Source organism: Bradyrhizobium frederickii, assembly GCF_004570865.1.
In the GTDB taxonomy this organism is placed as follows: domain Bacteria; phylum Pseudomonadota; class Alphaproteobacteria; order Rhizobiales; family Xanthobacteraceae; genus Bradyrhizobium; species Bradyrhizobium frederickii.
Genome location: NZ_SPQS01000024.1, coordinates 104,050 through 119,912 on the forward strand (window position 1 = coordinate 104,050; position 15,863 = coordinate 119,912).

General features: G+C 65.4%; 15 protein-coding genes and 1 tRNA gene. 8 read left to right on the plus strand and 8 right to left on the minus strand.

What is annotated here, in order from left to right; translation table 11 throughout:
* Positions 1–100: 100 nt before the first annotated feature.
* The 3 genes from E4K64_RS32020 (at position 101) to E4K64_RS32030 (ending at position 2,488) form a co-directional block, all read left to right on the plus strand.
* Positions 101–190 (plus strand) — tRNA-Ser (locus E4K64_RS32020).
* Between the two features lie 421 nt (positions 191–611).
* Positions 612–1,886, plus strand: coding sequence for a DUF2157 domain-containing protein (locus tag E4K64_RS32025; protein WP_135166955.1), 1,275 nt, complete (start codon positions 612–614; stop codon positions 1,884–1,886).
* The gene (locus E4K64_RS32030; RefSeq protein ID WP_135166956.1) at positions 1,883–2,488 is read left to right on the plus strand and encodes a GDYXXLXY domain-containing protein; all 606 of its coding nucleotides are present in this window, start codon (positions 1,883–1,885) and stop codon (positions 2,486–2,488) included. Before E4K64_RS32025 ends, E4K64_RS32030 begins: the two co-directional genes overlap by 4 nt.
* A gap of 242 nt (positions 2,489–2,730) precedes the next feature.
* Here E4K64_RS32030 and E4K64_RS32040 read toward each other — a convergent pair whose 3' ends face one another.
* Positions 2,731–4,095: an aminotransferase-like domain-containing protein gene (locus E4K64_RS32040; RefSeq protein ID WP_167772369.1), complete on the minus strand. Its 1,365-nt coding sequence runs from the start codon at positions 4,093–4,095 to the stop codon at positions 2,731–2,733.
* Positions 4,096–4,257: 162 nt separating this feature from the next.
* Here E4K64_RS32040 and E4K64_RS32045 point away from each other — a divergent pair, with 162 nt between their 5' ends.
* Positions 4,258–5,118 (plus strand): DMT family transporter, encoded by an 861-nt coding sequence (locus E4K64_RS32045; RefSeq protein WP_135166959.1) that lies wholly within the window; start codon positions 4,258–4,260, stop codon positions 5,116–5,118.
* A gap of 12 nt (positions 5,119–5,130) precedes the next feature.
* Here the strand turns inward: E4K64_RS32045 and E4K64_RS32050 are convergent, their stop codons facing one another.
* A complete protein-coding gene (locus E4K64_RS32050) occupies positions 5,131–6,051 on the minus strand; it encodes a LysR family transcriptional regulator (protein WP_135166960.1) in 921 nt (306 codons plus the stop codon).
* Between the two features lie 90 nt (positions 6,052–6,141).
* Here E4K64_RS32050 and E4K64_RS32055 point away from each other — a divergent pair, with 90 nt between their 5' ends.
* Positions 6,142–6,975, plus strand: a complete 834-nt coding sequence (locus E4K64_RS32055) for an NAD(P)H-dependent oxidoreductase (protein WP_135166961.1) — start codon at positions 6,142–6,144, stop codon at positions 6,973–6,975.
* A gap of 91 nt (positions 6,976–7,066) precedes the next feature.
* Here the strand turns inward: E4K64_RS32055 and E4K64_RS32060 are convergent, their stop codons facing one another.
* Together E4K64_RS32060 and E4K64_RS32065 are read right to left on the minus strand one after the other, a co-directional pair.
* Positions 7,067–8,275 carry an EAL domain-containing response regulator gene (locus tag E4K64_RS32060; protein ID WP_135166962.1) on the minus strand — a complete coding sequence of 403 codons (1,209 nt, stop codon included), beginning with the start codon at positions 8,273–8,275 and terminating at the stop codon, positions 7,067–7,069.
* Between the two features lie 690 nt (positions 8,276–8,965).
* On the minus strand, positions 8,966–10,129 hold the full coding sequence (locus E4K64_RS32065) for a hypothetical protein (RefSeq protein ID WP_135166963.1): 1,164 nt from the start codon (positions 10,127–10,129) through the stop codon (positions 8,966–8,968).
* Between the two features lie 324 nt (positions 10,130–10,453).
* On the opposite strand from E4K64_RS32065, the gene E4K64_RS32070 reads away from it, so the two are divergent.
* Positions 10,454–11,077, plus strand: coding sequence for a helix-turn-helix domain-containing protein (locus E4K64_RS32070; RefSeq protein ID WP_135166964.1), 624 nt, complete (start codon positions 10,454–10,456; stop codon positions 11,075–11,077).
* Positions 11,078–11,122: 45 nt separating this feature from the next.
* On the opposite strand, the gene E4K64_RS32075 is transcribed toward E4K64_RS32070, so the two are convergent.
* The 4 genes from E4K64_RS32075 to E4K64_RS32090 all read right to left on the minus strand — a co-directional run bounded on the left by E4K64_RS32075 (position 11,123) and on the right by E4K64_RS32090 (position 13,589).
* Entirely contained in the window at positions 11,123–11,371 is a 249-nt protein-coding gene (locus tag E4K64_RS32075) for a hypothetical protein (protein ID WP_135166965.1), read from the minus strand.
* Positions 11,372–11,471: 100 nt separating this feature from the next.
* Complete coding sequence (locus E4K64_RS32080; protein ID WP_167772370.1) at positions 11,472–11,846, minus strand: Hpt domain-containing protein; 375 nt, start codon at positions 11,844–11,846, stop codon at positions 11,472–11,474.
* A gap of 153 nt (positions 11,847–11,999) precedes the next feature.
* On the minus strand, positions 12,000–12,698 hold the full coding sequence (locus tag E4K64_RS32085) for a Crp/Fnr family transcriptional regulator (RefSeq protein ID WP_209312004.1): 699 nt from the start codon (positions 12,696–12,698) through the stop codon (positions 12,000–12,002).
* Between the two features lie 150 nt (positions 12,699–12,848).
* Positions 12,849–13,589: a Crp/Fnr family transcriptional regulator gene (locus E4K64_RS32090; RefSeq protein WP_135166968.1), complete on the minus strand. Its 741-nt coding sequence runs from the start codon at positions 13,587–13,589 to the stop codon at positions 12,849–12,851.
* Between the two features lie 422 nt (positions 13,590–14,011).
* On the opposite strand from E4K64_RS32090, the gene E4K64_RS32095 reads away from it, so the two are divergent.
* Both E4K64_RS32095 and E4K64_RS32100 read left to right on the plus strand, forming a co-directional pair.
* The gene (locus tag E4K64_RS32095) at positions 14,012–14,488 is read left to right on the plus strand and encodes a response regulator (RefSeq protein WP_135166969.1); all 477 of its coding nucleotides are present in this window, start codon (positions 14,012–14,014) and stop codon (positions 14,486–14,488) included.
* A gap of 426 nt (positions 14,489–14,914) precedes the next feature.
* A partial coding sequence (locus E4K64_RS32100; protein WP_209312003.1) for an Hpt domain-containing protein occupies positions 14,915–15,863 on the plus strand: 949 nt, incomplete at its 3' end.

The window sequence follows — 15,863 nt, forward strand, 5'->3', positions numbered from 1 at the left end:
AGAGGCAGCGGATTTTCCCCTTTCGCGCCTTGTCTGGCCCGCCATCCTCGCCTATTAACGCCCCCAACCACAGGGGCCCTGCCTCTATATGGCGCCTTCAGGAGAGGTGGCAGAGTGGTTGAATGCACCGCACTCGAAATGCGGCATAGGTGCAAGCCTATCGGGGGTTCGAATCCCTCCCTCTCCGCCATTAATCAAAATGCTCCTCTCAGATCGCTAAGATGCTGAACGGCAAGGTGATTCTTGGGAGTCGGAATCCGTCTTTCGCGCAGTAGCGCACACGGTCTGCGAAAGTCACCTTGGACTAGGTGCAGAAGACTTCGCTCGCCCTGCACCCATCAATGTCATGAATGTCATGCGAGATAAAAATTGGCAGGATTCACGCCCGCCGCTGCAATCAACTCAGGGATATCGGCCTCGGTGATAGATGCATGCTCGACTGCCAGCGCGCCTTGCTTGTCCTAGCGCCGCCGCTTGCAGCTTGATGAGGATATCCGAGATGAAAACTCGTTACTCCCGCAGCCGGGCCGATGATGGGTTGAACCTGTCACCGGCGGGATCCGACCCAGCACTACCCCGCCCCCCGGCGGGACCGAGGTAACCACACCCCAATGTTCGACAAGACCTACCGCGACCGCCTCGAAGCCGATCTGGCGCGATGGGAGGCTGACGGCGTGATTGCGCCGGCGTCGGCCGCTGCCATTCGCAATGCGCTGCCGCCGCTGCCTGCGGGCATCAACATCGCCGTGGTGGTCGGCATCGTCGGCGGTCTGTTGATCGCGGCCGCGTTCCTCGCCTTCGTCGCCGCGCACTGGACCGAGATCGCGCGGCTGCTGCGGTTCGCGATCCTTATCGCCGGCATGGTCGTAACAGGTGCCCTCGGCGCCTGGTTCGCCGCAAAGGGCCGCGACGTTCTTGCCGATCTCTGCGCCAGCGTGGGCGCCATCATCTTCGGCGCGGGCATCGCGCTGGTCGGCCAGATGTATCATCTCGGCGAGGATTTCGCTGGCGGCATGCTGCTGTGGTCGATCGGCGCCTTCGCCGCCGCGCTGCTGACCGGCTCGCGCGGGGCGCTCGCGGTCGGCCTTGTCGCCGCCAGCATCTGGACCTGCATGCGGATCCACGATTCGCCCGACGTCCTGCATCTTTCGTTCGTGCCGGTCTGGCTGCTCGCAGCAAGCCTTGCCTTTGCGTGGAATTCCCGCGTCGCGGCCCATCTCGTCGCGCTCGCGGTGCTGCCGTGGTGGATCGCGACCTCGCTGCGCTTCGAGCTCGACGGCGCCCAGCCGTCCTTCGTGCTCGCCAACGGCGCGGCCCTGCTGTTCGGCGCCGGGCTCGCGATCGCCGCGATGCCGTCGCCGCGGGCGCAGCGGCTTGGCAGCGTGCTGTCGATCTACGGCGCGTTCGCGCTGGCCGCTGTCGCTTTCCTGGAGGTGACGACGGTCGACGACATCATTCACTTGCGGACGACGCGCGCAGCGTCCGGCCAGCCGTTGTGGGCGATCCTGTGCGGAGCGGTGGGGGTGATCCTCGCCCTCGTCTCCGCCACGCTCACCAAGCGCAAAGGTGAAATCCTTGCCGCCTGCGCGATCGGGCTGGTGCTGCTCGCCGCGCCGGTCTGGCCGGTCGCCCCGGCCGGCGAGTCCTGGCTGGCTTATGCCGCGCTGCTTTGCGCCATGCTGTGCCTCGTCGTCTCCGGCGTGCTCGATGACGTCCGTCCGCGCATCGTCGCCGGCTGGCTCGGCATCGCCGGCGTCATCGCTGGCATCACCTGGGCGGTGAAGGGCTCGCTGCTCGCCCGCTCGGCGTTCCTGGCGGCGGCCGGTGTCGTCGCCGTCGCGTTCGCAACGGCGCTCAACCGCGCGCTGCCGAGGAGTGCACGATGAGCCAGCTGGTCACGTCCGTCTCGGCGCTCTGGCAGCGTATCCCGAAAGCCGTGCTGTTCGGTGTCGCCGTCCTGGTGCAATGCCTGCTGCTGATGCTGATGGTCGCCGACCGCGTGCAGATCCTGCGCGAAGGGGTCGAGGTGACCTTGCAGACGCAGCCGGTCGATCCGCGCGATCTCCTGCGCGGCGACTATGTCGTGCTCCGCTACGACATCTCGCAAGTGCCGGCCGGCGCGCTCGCCGGCAAGCCGGCTGGCGCCCGCAACCCGATCGTGTTCGTCAAGCTCGCGCCCAATGCCGAGGGCCTTTACACGGCCGTTTCCGCGCATGCCGAGCCGGTGCCGGTCACCGCGCGCGAGGTGCTGATCCGCGGCCGCGTCAGCTATTCCTGCGGATCGAACCTCCGCGCCTTCTGCGACAAGCTGACGATCAAATACGGTCTCGAAAGCTATTTCGTGCCGGAAGGCGAGGGCGGCAAGCTCGAGCAGGCCCGCAACCAGCAGAAGCTGCGCATCGTCGCCGCCGTGCTGCCCTCAGGCCGCGCCGCCATCAAGCGGCTGCTGCTCGACGGCGCGCCGGTGTACGAGGAGCCGCTGTACTAGAGCGGCGTGGCTTAAGGTTGAACCGATTGCCGCAGCTTCGTTCACCTCTCCCGCTTGCGGGAGAGGTCGGCGTGTCCGGGCGATGCGAAGCATCGTCCCGCGCGCCGGGAGAGGGCTTTCTCCTCTTGGGGATTGTCCCATTGAGGAGACACCCTCTCCCCAGCCCTCTCCCGCTTGCGGGAGAGGGAGTGCACCTCCGTCATCGCGGCAATCAAGCTTCATCCCATCATGTTTAGGCCCCGTCATTTCGCTGCCGCCTTCAGCGCCCGCCGCAGCACGTCCCACACAAGGGGATCGTTCATCTGCGCCACGTTGAAGCGCATGAAGTGCGAGGCGGTCTGCGACACGCTGAACACGTTGCCGGGCGCCAGCACCAAATTGTCCTCGAGTGCCGCGCGCGCGACCTGGGCGGCGTCCTGGCCGCCCGCAAGGCGGCACCACAGGAAGAATCCCCCACGCGGCATCAGCCAGGGTTCGATGCCGATTGCCCCAAGCTTTCGCGCGACATTCCGGCGGGCGCTCGCGAGCTTTTGCCGGAGCTCGTCCATGTGCTTGCGATAGCCGCCGCCGGCCAGCACGTTGGCGATGATCTCGGTCGCGACCGGGCTCGGGCCGCCAAAGCTGGTCGCGACCTGGAGGTCGACGAGATGCTCGATCCAGTCGGCCCGCGCGGCGATGTAGCCGCAGCGTACCGAGGCCGACAACGTCTTGGAGAAGCTGCCGATGCGGATCACGCGATCGAGCCCGTCGAGCGCGGCAAGCCGCGGCGAGCGCTCCGGCTCGAGGTCGCCGAAAATGTCGTCCTCGATGATGGTGAGATCGTGCGCGGCGGCCGCCGTCAGCAGCCGGTGCGCCGTCTGAAGCGACAGCGTCGCACCGGTCGGGTTGTGCAGGGCCGAATTGGTGATGTAGAGCCTGGGACGCTCGGTGCCGAGGATCTCTTCGAAGCGCGCAACGTCGGGGCCCGTCAAGGTATAGGGCACGCCGACGATCCTGGCCTGATGCGCCCGCAGCAGGGCGCGAAAATTGAAGTAGCAGGGATCGTCGACCAGCACGGTGTCGCCGGGACGGAGCAGGAAGCGGCAGACGAGATCGGCGCTTTGCGTGCCCGAGCCCGTCAGCATGAGCTGATCGACGGAGGCGGGAACCGCATCCTCGGCAAGGCGTGCGAGCAGCAGCCGGCGCAGCACGGGTCCGCCGCGCGTGCTGCCATAATCCGTGAGCAGATGCGTTTCGGTCCGCGCCAGCGCACGGACGGCGCGGCGCAAGCCTGCCTCGGGCATCCAGCCGGGCGGCAGCCAGCCGCAGCCGGGCTTTGACACGGCGGCGTCGGCGTCGAGCGATTGCCTGGAGACCCAGAACGGATCGACCTCCCGGTCGCGCCGCGTCCCGGCTTCGGCCAGCGCAAGCGGCGGCATCATCGTCGGCGCGACATAGAAGCCCGAGCCGCGGCGGGCGCGGATCAGGCCCTCGGCGGCGAGGCGGTCATAAGCTTCCACCACCGTGGAGGGCGAGACGTCCATCGCCGCGGCGAGGCTGCGGATCGAGGGCAGGCGGTCGCCGGCACCGAGCGCGCGGCCCGCGACCTTGGCCCGGATCGCGCTCATCACGTCGATGGTCCGCGTGCCGCTGCGGCCTCTGGTTTGCGCCTCGCTGGCCAAAGTGTATGACCTTCCATACCCACACAGTTCTGCGCGATTGTACTGGATTGTCACTGGTCCCGCCACCGCCGAAGGCCGAGAGTCGCGCCTCCAGAGAATGGGACGGACATGCAATCTGCGGGCAGCGGCTGGGGCAACGGACTTCTCGGCGTCGTCATCTTCAGCGGCTCCTTGCCGGCGACGCGCGTCGCGGTCGGCGGCTTCTCTGCGCTGTTCCTGACGTCGGTGCGCGCGGTGATCGCGGCGCTGATCGCTCTCGCCGTGCTCGCCTTGCTCCGTCAGGCCCGGCCGCAGCGCAACGATCTCGCCTCCCTCGCCATCGTCGCCGTCGGCGTCGTGGTCGGCTTTCCGCTGCTGACCGCGTTCGCGCTCCAGCACATCACGTCCGCGCATTCGATCGTCTTCATCGGCCTTCTGCCCTTGTCGACGGCGATCTTCGCCGTGCTGCGCGGCGGCGAGCGGCCGCAGCTGCCGTTCTGGCTGTTCGCCGGTCTCGGCAGCGCGACGGTGGCGGGCTTCGCCTTGTCGGGCGACGGATCGGTCTCGCTGACCGGCGATCTCTTGATGGTTGCCGCAATCGTGCTGTGCGGGCTCGGCTATGCCGAAGGCGCGGCGCTGTCGCGCCGGCTCGGCGGCTGGCAGGTGATCTCCTGGGCGCTCCTGCTCGCGCTGCCGCTGATGGTCCCGGTCGCGCTCCTGACCTGGCCGCCATCCTGGAGCGGCGTCGGCGTGCCCGCCTGGATCGGGCTCGCTTACGTCTCGATCTTCAGCATGTTCGTCGGCTTCATCTTCTGGTATCGCGGCCTCGCCCTCGGCGGCATCGCGCGCGTCGGCCAGCTGCAGCAGCTCCAGCCGTTCTTCGGCCTCGCGCTCGCCGGGCTTCTGCTGCACGAGCCGGTCGCCTGGAGCATGATCGCCGCGACCATGCTCGTGGTCGCCTGCGTCTTCTTCGCGCGGCGATTTGCGTGAGAACAAGGCCGATCAGGCTTTTTCGATCCCTGGGATTCGCGCGATCGTCTCGGCGAGGAAATCGACCAGCAGCCGCACCCGCGCGACACCGGATCGCTCGGGCACGATCAGCATGTTGAGCGGAACGGGAGGCGGCGAATAGTCCGCAAGCACGCGTTCGAGCTTGCCGGTCGCGAGAAGATCGTCGACGAGCCAGAGATGTGTGGGCGCAATGCCGCGACCGGCCGAGAGCGCCTCTCGCGCCGCAAGTCCGTGATCCACGCGCAACCGCCCGGCGAACGGGACCTCATAGCGTCCGCCGCGGCGTCCTTGCAGCACGAGCACATCACTGCCGGCGATGTTGGACATTCTGATTCCCTGGTGATGGGCGAGCTCTTGCGGACGCGCGGGCCTGCCGCGCTCGGCAAGATAGCCGGGTGCGGCGACGAGCACGCGCCGCGACTGGCCCAGGGATCTGCGCTTCATCGAACTCTCGGCGAGCGGCCCCAGACGGAGCGCGACATCGACCCCCTCCCTCACGAGGTCGATCCGTTCGTCCGTCAGGCTGAGATCCACCGACACGTCGGGATAACGATCCTGGAAGGCAAAGACGAGGCGGCTGACGTGGAGCACGCCGAAGGCCGCCGTGCACGATATCCGCACCATGCCGGCGGGCGCGCCGCGCGTGCTGCGTGCCTCATCGCCCGCGCGCTCGACCAGGCGCAGGATCTGAACGCAATCGGCATAGTAGCGGCGCCCCTCCTCGGTCATCGTCACGCTGCGCGTGGTCCGCGTCAGCAGCGGCACGCCCACGGCGTGCTCCAGTTCCCGGATATGCCGCGTCACGCTGGACTGGCCCATGCCAAGCTCGCGTGCGACGGCCGACAGGTTTCCCCGCTCGGCGACCCTCACGAAGCTTCGCATCCGCTCGAGGCTGACCTCCGATCTATCCATTTTTCGGCACAATCCTATTCATTGCCGATATCTACCGGATTGCCTTCCGCCACGCTAGCTGCGTGACATCCTCAACGAATGGGTGTGATCATGAAGGTGTTGGTTGTCTTTGCGCATCCCGAGCAGCGTTCGCTCAACGGCTCGCTGCGGGATGTTGCTGTCAGAGAGCTGGAGGCGCAGGGCCACGACGTGCTTGTGTCGGATCTTTATGCCCAGGGCTGGACGTCGGACGTCGATCGCGCCGACTTCCTCTCGCTGCCGGCGGATGCGCGGCTCGCGCCCGCCGCTGCATCCAAGCAAGCTTTCGAGACCGGAACGCTCACTCCTGACGTCAAGGGCGAGATCGAGAAGCTGCTGTGGGCGGACGTCCTGATTCTGCAATTCCCGCTGTGGTGGTTCAGCATGCCGGCGATCCTGAAGGGATGGGTCGACCGCGTGTTCGCCTACGGCTTCGCCTATGGCGTCGGCGAGCACAGCGAGAAGCGGTGGGGCGACCGTTATGGCGAAGGCAAATTAGCCGGTAAACGTGCGATGCTGATCGTGACGGCTGGCGGCTGGCAGGAGCATTATTCGGCGCGCGGAATCAACGGGCCGATCGACGATCTGCTGTTTCCGATTCATCACGGCATTCTCTACTACCCGGGATATGCGGTCCTTCCGCCCTTCGTCGTCTACAAGGCCGACAAGCTCGACGAAGCCGGATTCGAGGCGACCGCCGACCGTTTGCGGGAGAGGATGAGGACGCTTGCGACGGCCTCGCCCATTCCCTATCGGCGCCAAAACGGCGGCGATTACCTGATTCCGAGCATGCAGCTCCGCGCCGGGCTCGAGCCTCCAGAGGCGCGCGGCTTCGCGATTCACCTCGCGCGTGCCGAGGCGAGCATCTCGGTCGCGGCGTCCGGCACCAAAGCGCGATGCGATTAGGATCGTCATCGCGCTTTAGGTTGTTGCCGGCGGACGCGGGGGGATTGACGGTTCGCGGCTGCGTCGATCGACGTTGGAGCCGCGAACGAGCTCACTCCATCACGGTTTTCGTCAGCGTCGAGCGGGCGAATTTCTTCAGCGGCATCGGCTTGCCGAACAGGAAGCCCTGCACGAAGTCGAAGCCGAGCTCGTTGGCGGCGACGAGGTCGGCGCGGCTCTCGACACCTTGCGCCACCGCGCGCGCGCCATAACCCTGCGCGAGCTCGACGATGTGACGGCACACCGTGCGCTTGAGCCGATCGTTGCCGCTGCCGGTGACGAACTGGCGGTCGGCCTTCAGCTTGACGAAGGGAATTCGGTCCAGCTCCATCAGCGCCGGCCAGTTGGCGCCGAGATTGTCGATCGACAGGCCGATATTGTGCAGGCCGACCTCGCGCGCGACCTCGGTCAGGAGATCGAGGTCGCGGATCGCCTCCTCGCTGTCGATCTCGACCGTCAGGCCGCCGAAGGCCGGATGCGTCGGCACGCGGCGGCAGAGATCGCGCACCGCCTGCGGCTCCCTGAGATAGGAGGCGGGAAGATTGATCGACAGATCGACCGGGCTCTGCTGTTCCAGCAGATAGTGCCAGTCCCGCATGGCGCGGTCGATCACGAACTCCGACAGATCGCGCAGATGCGGATCGTGCGGCTCCGGAATGAAATAGGCCGGCGGCACCACGCCCCAGGTCGGATGCCGCATCCGCACCAGCGCCTCGGCGCCGCTGCGGACCAGCGTGCGCGCGTCGATCTTTGACTGGTACCACAGCTCCAGCCAGCCGGCATGCAGCGCTTCGCCGACATGGACGGCCGGGCTCGGCGCCGGCTCCTCCGGCAGCAGCATCGCCACCCGCTCGCGCAGCGCCTCCGCGCCAAAGGGAGTGGTCAGCGGCGGCAGCATGGCCAGGCCATATTCCTCGCCGACCTGCCGCACGGCCCTGACGATGATCGACTCGCGCGCGCCGACCGCCAGAACCTTCCCGGCAAAGGCCTCACGCACCAATATCTCCAGAAACCGTCCCGGCTCGATGCCGTCGGTGGCGACGCCGAGCAGGATCAGATCCGGCAATTCGGTGGCGAGCACCGTCTGCAATTCGTCCGCACTGGCGCATTCGCTGGTGACGAAGCCAAGATCCTCGAGCACTTCGCTGAGGAAGGCGCGCAAGTGACGCTTGCTGTCGGCCACGCAGGCTCGCGGCGTCACCTTTCTCCGCCCGAAGGTCACAGGCCTTCGTCCGACGAGTTCAACCATCCCATCGTTCATTTACACCACTCCCGTTCCGTGACGGTTTCATAAACGGCGAGCGTGGGTTCAAATAAGGAGAGCTTCACTTCGTTGTTGAATTATTTGAGTAACGTTAAACCCTGCAACTCGAGCTAATTTTTCGACGATCTGTTCGAAAAGAATTTGCATACCCTGGCACCGCAGGCGCAACGACGCGCCAGCGTTTGCAAAATCTCTCGCACGCGATCTCGATAGCGCCTGTTCATCGACGGACGCGGGCGGCGATGAGGTGGTGTGCCCTTTCGAGGCATAATCGATGCATCGGAAGATTAATCGTAGGCGCTCCTTCGGAATCCGCGGCCGGCGGCGCTCGACAAGGACGGTGAACAGGACCGCGTCGTCGCGGTGGGGTTCAGTCAGATCTGCCCGATGCTTGTGCGTGGCGAGCGCCAGCGAAGCTGAAGGACCCGCATGCGCGTGGGGCGGGCATGTTTCGTTGACGCTCGCGATGGTTCTGCGACAACGCGGCCGCGCCTGCGGCCACGGATGTGAAGTGGATCACACGCGTATTGCCGCACTTGCGCTATTGCTCCGCGCAGCCGGTGGTGGGCTGTCGAGGATTGCGACAATGACGACACGGCGAATGATTTATTGGTGGTTCAGAATCGTGATGTCAGGGCGATTTCTCGATCGCTTCCTGTGCCTGCCGCGCGCGCAATAGGCGCAAGATCAGCTCTGCCCGATCAATTTGCGAAACGCCGCGGCGCCGTCCTGCACCACGTCGCGTCCCTTCCAGGCCAGATAAGTCAGCTTGCCCGAGAGCGTGTCGTGGCTGCGCAATCGACGCGATCCGAGGATGTGGCCGACATTGGACGGGAAGCGGCTCACCTCGGCCGAGACCAAGGTCGCGATCGCGTCCATCAATTGCTGAAGGCGGACGCCCCATTCGCAATGCTCGATGCCGTCGATGCGCACCTTGAGCGCATATTCGGTGTCGTAGATGTCGGCGAGCAGGTCGCGGGCGATCAGCACCCGGTTGTGCCGGAGCGCGATACGAAGCGCGAGGCGCTTGTCGTCGAGACGGTCGAGCACCATGTGCACGACGCAGGCATAGGGCGCTGCGGCGACGTCACTGGCGCTCTTGCTCGCGGCAGCCTTGGTGGCGAGACGCACCAATTGCCAGGACGTCGTCAGGCGCCTCGCCACCAGCGCCAGAGCGAAGGGCAGTGCCTCGGGGTGGGCCTTCTTGAAGGCGTCGAGCTGTGCGGTGACCTGAACCACCTGGCCGTCGTCGAACCTCGCGATCTTCTCGGGCAGCTTTTCGTTGAACTTCGGCAGCGCATCGCCGGCGCGCAGCACATGCAGCATCTTCCTGACGTCGTCGAAGGCGCTGCGCGAGGCCGTGTATTGGGCGAGCTTGCCGCGTGCGAACTCGGTGCTGTCAGTCGAAGCGAAGGTGCTCTCGAGAACCTTGACGACCTTGGTCTGGAAGGTCGAGGCGATCTTCAGGACCTCCTTCTGGTTGTTCACGGCGACCTGCTCGTTGATCGCCTTGATGTAGTCGCGTGCCATGGTCGGCAGCAGGTCGCGGCAGATCCATTCCCAGATCGGCGTGAGGGTATTGCGCGAGATCCGCCCCATGTTGGCGTGCTCGGGCGCGCCGTCGATCAGCAGCAGCTCGAGCGGGGCGAAGAAGTAGCGCGAAGGGCTGGTGGCGCGCGCCTGGGTCGATCCGTCCTTGCGAAATTCGGCGCGCAAGCGGGACTGGATGTCGCCCGAACCCGGCATGTCGATGCCGCACAGCTCGAGCCGCTCGAGCTCGCTGAGCAGACAGCTGCGCGACAGCGGCGTCAGCCTCTGCAAGAATTCCGACAGCCGATCGATCTCGTTCATGGCACGCAATCTTTCGCAGCATTTCCCGCGGGCGTGCAGGCCCAATGCGTGGAGGCATTTGCGCGCTCTCAACCTCGCCAAGAGAAGCAAGTCGCCGTTAATTATTCCGTAAAAACCGGGGGCCCGGGGTCGAGCCCGGGCGAATATGGCCCGCCTGCTACCGGAATTCGGCTGGAATTCAACCTTCGCGGGGGCGGCCGCGACCACGCACAAGCACAAATTGTGCCGACGCCGCCATTTTAGCGCAAAACTGCCGAAATCACCGTAGTCTTACGGAGCAAAAAGTTAACCACAGACCGCCCCCGGTTCCGCTAGATGAGTGACATGGGGTCACAGAATGATACGGCGACCGATTCGCGGCCGTCGGAATGGTACGACAGCAGCGCTGCGCCAGCTGAAGAGCTCGATTTCGTCCGCCTGAGCGCCGCCCGGGCCAAGGCAGCCGACGAAATGGCTGCTGCCATCGCCCGCGAGCTCAACGGCCCCCTGACTGCGCTGCTGCTCTACATGGGCGAGATCAAGCATCACAGCGATCAGCTCGCGCCAGTGACCGGCGACCGTGCCTATTTGCAGCAGGTGGTCGAGAATGCGCTGGCACAGACCGAGCGCGTTTGCGGCCTGGTCAAGCAGCTTGCCGGCCCCGACAAGGGCGGCCTGCCGGTCCCGTCCAGCGGCGCGGACACGGACACGAAGGCCCTGCGCGCACAGCAAGCCCCGCGCGTGCCGAGCGCCGAGCTCCTCGGCCTGTCGGGCCAGAAGCGCCTCACCAAACGGGAGCGCGAGGTGCTGAGGCTGATCAGCGAAGGATACTCGAACAAGCAGGGTGCGCTTCGGATGCAGATCAGTCCGCGCACCTTCGAGAGCCATCGTGCCGAGGCGATGCGCAAGCTCGGTGCTCGCAACACCGCGGACCTGGTCCGCGCGGCACTGCTGCATTCAATCGACTGAGGGGCCCGCCGATGGCGGCCCGGGCCCGGCGAAACCCGGTCGCGCTCAGAAATAGTCTTCGGCGAAGGGACGCGCGCGCGAGGCGGGGCGCAGCGGCTTGGTCTCTTCCTTCGGCTCGTTCGGGATGATCGTGATGGTCCAGCGGGGCGGCATGCTCGATTCCTGCTCCAGCACCGAACGCACAAAGCCCGTCACCGTCGAGTCGCCAGCCTTGACCGTTGCCATCCGGCCGTTGAACTGTGCGATGCGGAAGCGGCGAACCTCTTTCTGGTCCGCAGTCTCAAAGGTGAACATGGAAAACCCTCCTGGTTTGCCGCGACTATCGCCACCTATGATTAGCCATCTCTAAAAATCCCTGGCCGTAGAAGTACGGCGGAAATACACGCGTGAGTGGTCAGCGCGGCTCCTGCGCGCGCGCGGCGGCATAGGTCGCATCCATCAGGTCCAGGAGATCGCGGAATTCGACATCGCCGAGTCTCTCCGCGGTCTGCTCCAGCGTCAGCGCCAGCGCCGCGAGCCTGACATAGCCGAACGTTCCGGCCGCGCTCTTCAGCGAATGCGCTTCGCGCGCGATCCTGCCATGGTGCTGCGCGAGCGAAAGCGTCCGGAACAGTTGCAGGCGCGCGGAGGTCTCGCTCCAGAACACCTCGCGCACTTCACGCGCCCCGTCCTCGCCGATCTCGCGCACCAGCGCTTCGTATGCGCGCGGCTCGCGCGCGGGCTCGGCATCAAGCGCCTTCTGCGCGGGCGCGACGGTGACGTCAAACATGGTCCTGCTGCCTTGATCACGGGTCATTTGTCGCGCGGCACGTCCCGGCGCGAGGGCACCCCCTTCTCTAAGGCACTCGAATTTCAGTTCCGGTAGCAGGTCATGAGGTGTTTGCAGGCCGGCATTAGCCGGCGGTTCACCATGCGAGGCGGGTCAGTGCGCGCCGAGCAGCCGGTCGTACTGCGCCTTCACGATGGCGTAGCATTCGCAGGCCGTCTGGCGCAGGCCGTCGAGGTTGACGATCTGGATGTGCCCGCGGCTGTAATGGATGAAATTGGCCTGCTGCAACGTATTGGCGACCAGCGACACGCTGTTGCGCCGCGCCCCGATCATCTGTGCCATGGCCTCCTGGGTCAGCAGCAGCCGGTAATCGCCGGACAGGTCATGCGTGTGCAACAGGCAGCGCGCCAGCCGCGCCTCCACCGCATGGGCGGCGTTGCAGCCCGCGGTCTGCTGGACCTGGGCGTAAACCGCCAGCCCGTGGCGCGTCAGCAAGGTGCGCAGGGTGCTGCTCTGGTCGGCGGCAATCCGCAGCCGGTCGAGATCCATCACCGACGCAAGGCCTGGAATCAGCACGAGGGCGGTGTTCAACGCGCACGCATCGCCCATGGTCGAGAGCGTTCCGAGCAAGCTGTCGCGGCCGATCATGGCGACCTGAACGTGTTCGCCCTTGGCGAGCTTCACCACCAGCGAGATGACGCCGCGGTGGAGAAAATAGGCGCGCTTCAGCGTCTCGCCGGTCTCGACCAGCACGGCGTCATGGGGCAGATCGACCGTTCGCAGGTGCGGACGGATCAATTCATAATCGTCTGCCGGAAGTGCGGACAGGAAACCGTTGGACGAGCGCACCATCGTTTCCAAAGCTGCCTCCCGTGTCCATGCCGATTGAACGCGCGATGCCAAAATCACGTGCGGCGCAGCAGCTTCCATCATGTTCCCCGTGGGATATGTTGGCAATTGGGACAAGATGTCCGCCCCGACGGTCGTTCCCGGATGCTGCTTTCATGCCGGCCTACAATTGATGGCCCGAGCCATCGGCACCGCTCCCAAGAGGCGGAGATGGTAGAGCTTCACCGTCGCGTGGCACTCGCAGGACGTCGCCTGCAGCGCCCGCGGATCGAGGATCTCGATGTGGCCCCGGCTGTAGTGGATGATGCCGGCGCGCTGAAGGTCATGTGCTACCGACGAAATGGCATTTCGCCGGACGCCGATCATCTGCGCCAGCGCCTCCTGGGTCAGCGGCAGGATCTCACCATGGGACAGCTCGCGGGCGCGCAAGAGCCAGCGCGCGAGCCGCGCCTCGACGGGGTGCAGCGTATTGCAGAGCAGCGATTGCTGCGCATGCGCGAGCAAGGACTGCTCTTGACGGATGATCAGCTCGCGAAACGACGCGCTTGCGGCGGCGACGGAGCGGAAGGCCACGACTTCCAGCACGGAAGCGGTACCGGGAAACAGCACGGCCGCGTCCGACAGCGCGATGCCGTCAGCCAGCGCGGCGCCGCCGCCCACGACGCTGTCGCGGCCCAGCATCGCAATCTCGATCATCTGACCGTCGGACAAGCCCACTGTGATCGAGACCGATCCGGCATGCGGGAAGTAGACATGTCTCAGCGCGGCACCCGCTTCACCCAAGACAGACTTCCTGACCAATTCGACCGTCGCCAGATGCGGACGCAGCAGATCGAACGCCGGCGGGTCGAGCAATTGCAGCAGCTGATTGGGCGGAGGTGCGCTCGCGGTCATGCAGGTCAATCCGGCGGGTGCGACGGGAAAATTCTGCGGGCGTTCGTCGTTCAGTTGCGCGGCGAACAGATACTATTGTAAAGGTTGCAACGGCGTCCTTATACCCGTTAGAGGGCAGACAGACCATCTGATTTGCGGGCGAAATGAGAAGGGCGTAGACTCGCTCGTGAGCGGAGCGCGTCTCCTGCAAGGGCATGCAGGAAAAAGCGTAGGGGGCCTCATGAGCCGGAAGCGTTGCATCCGTGCCATCGGACGCCGGTTGACCCGCGCCGCCTCGTCCGTCGAACGAATGACGATTATCCAACATTGCTCTGAACCCAGGCGCGCGATGACCGCGCATCTCATTTCCGCCGTCTCCGTTTCCTCGGTTCGCCAATGACGTGCGACCATCCCTCTCTTGATCGAAGGCGAAGGAGGAAGGCGTGTCCCACGGTCCAATGATTGAATCGCCGAAGCCGGAAGCTCACGAGAGGACCGAGAGTCAACCCCATATTCTCGTCGTCGACGACGACCCGATGGTGTGCCTCGCCATCGAGCTCTATCTTCAGCGCAACAATTTTCGAGTGACGATTGCCGATGGAGGCGAAGCCGGACTGCGCGCTCTCGAAAATGGACAGTTCGACCTGATGATCGTCGATATCTTCATGCCGCACATGCGCGGGTTCGAATCGATCCGGATCTTCCACGAGCGCGCGCCGGTCGTTCCGCTGATCGCGATGTCCGGCTACGCTTTCGCCGATCTGAATTCGCCTGCACCCGACTTTCTCCGGACGGCGCTGGAGCTCGGTGCCGCACGCTGTCTGCGCAAGCCGTTCACGCCGCACGCGCTGCTCGCCGCCATCAACGATTGCCTGGCGGAGCATCGTCCCGACGGCGGCATGGCCGCGCGGTTGGGTTAGCGCGGCGCCGGCCGCCATGACGACGAGGTAACCGTTCGTTTACCGCAAACGCGGATCCTGCAGCTCGCGGCGACAACGCGAAGCCGGGAGTGCGAACGCGCTCCCGCTTGCGGCCGGCTCGGTTCAACGTTCCGCACGCCGGTCCTATGGTCTTTCACGAGCAGGACTTTCCCACGCGCTTCGCCCTGTTGTTGTCGGCGCGTTCACCGCATGCCTTCCGCCGTTGCGGCGTGCAGCCGGATTTGCCGAAAAGCGCTGCTGCCTTCCGCCGAATCCCAAACTTCTCTTCAATATCCGTATTAGCACGGAGGATGAAATTAACGGGACTGTGAAAGGGGTTGTCTAACGATCCAGAGGAGGGCTTCCGTCCGTGCCAAGGCTGGCTCAGGCGTCGAAGTCCAGGTTCAGGTCAGTAAGGCGTAGCTCATGGATGATCTGTTGCGGGAGTTTCTGACGGAGACCAGCGAGAGCCTGGACACCGTGGACAATCAATTGGTGAAGTTCGAGCAGGAGCCGAACAACGCCAAGATCCTGGATAACATCTTCCGCCTGGTCCACACCATCAAGGGCACCTGCGGCTTCCTGGGGCTGCCGCGGCTCGAAGCGCTGGCCCATGCCGGCGAGACCTTGATGGGCAAATTCCGTGACGGCATGCCGGTGACGGCCGAAGCCGTGACGGTGATCCTGTCCTCGATCGACCGCATCAAGGAAATCCTCGCCGGCCTCGAAGCCACCGAGGCCGAGCCCGAGGGCAACGACCGCGACCTCATCGACAAGCTGGAAGCGATGGTCGAGCAGGGCATGGCGGCGATGTCAGCAGGTTCTGCTCCCGTCACTGAGGCTCCGCCGCTGGTGCCGGAAGCCCCGGTCGCCGCGCCCGCCAAGGAGATGGTCACCGGCTCGCTGGTCGACCAGACCCTGGAGCGTCCGTTGCGTCCGGGCGAAGTCTCGCTCGACGAGCTCGAGCGCGCCTTCCGCGAGACCGCGATCGAAGCCCCGGTGCCCGTTGCCAAGGCCGAGGTTGCACCCGCGCCGGCGGCTGAAGCGCCTGCGGCCAAGGAAGCTGCCAAGGACGCCGCGAAGCCTGCCGCCAAGGAGAAGGCCGCGCCGAAGAAGTCGATGGCCGACGAGAGTGCCGGCGAAGGCGACCGCATCGCCAACCAGTCGATCCGCGTCAACGTGGATACGCTGGAGCACCTGATGACCATGGTCTCCGAGCTGGTCTTGACCCGCAACCAGCTCCTGGAGATCTCCCGCCGCAACGAGGACACCGAGTTCAAGGTGCCGTTGCAGCGCCTGTCCAACGTCACCGCCGAGCTGCAGGAAGGCGTCATGAAGACGCGCATGCAGCCGATCGGCAATGCCTGGCAGAAGC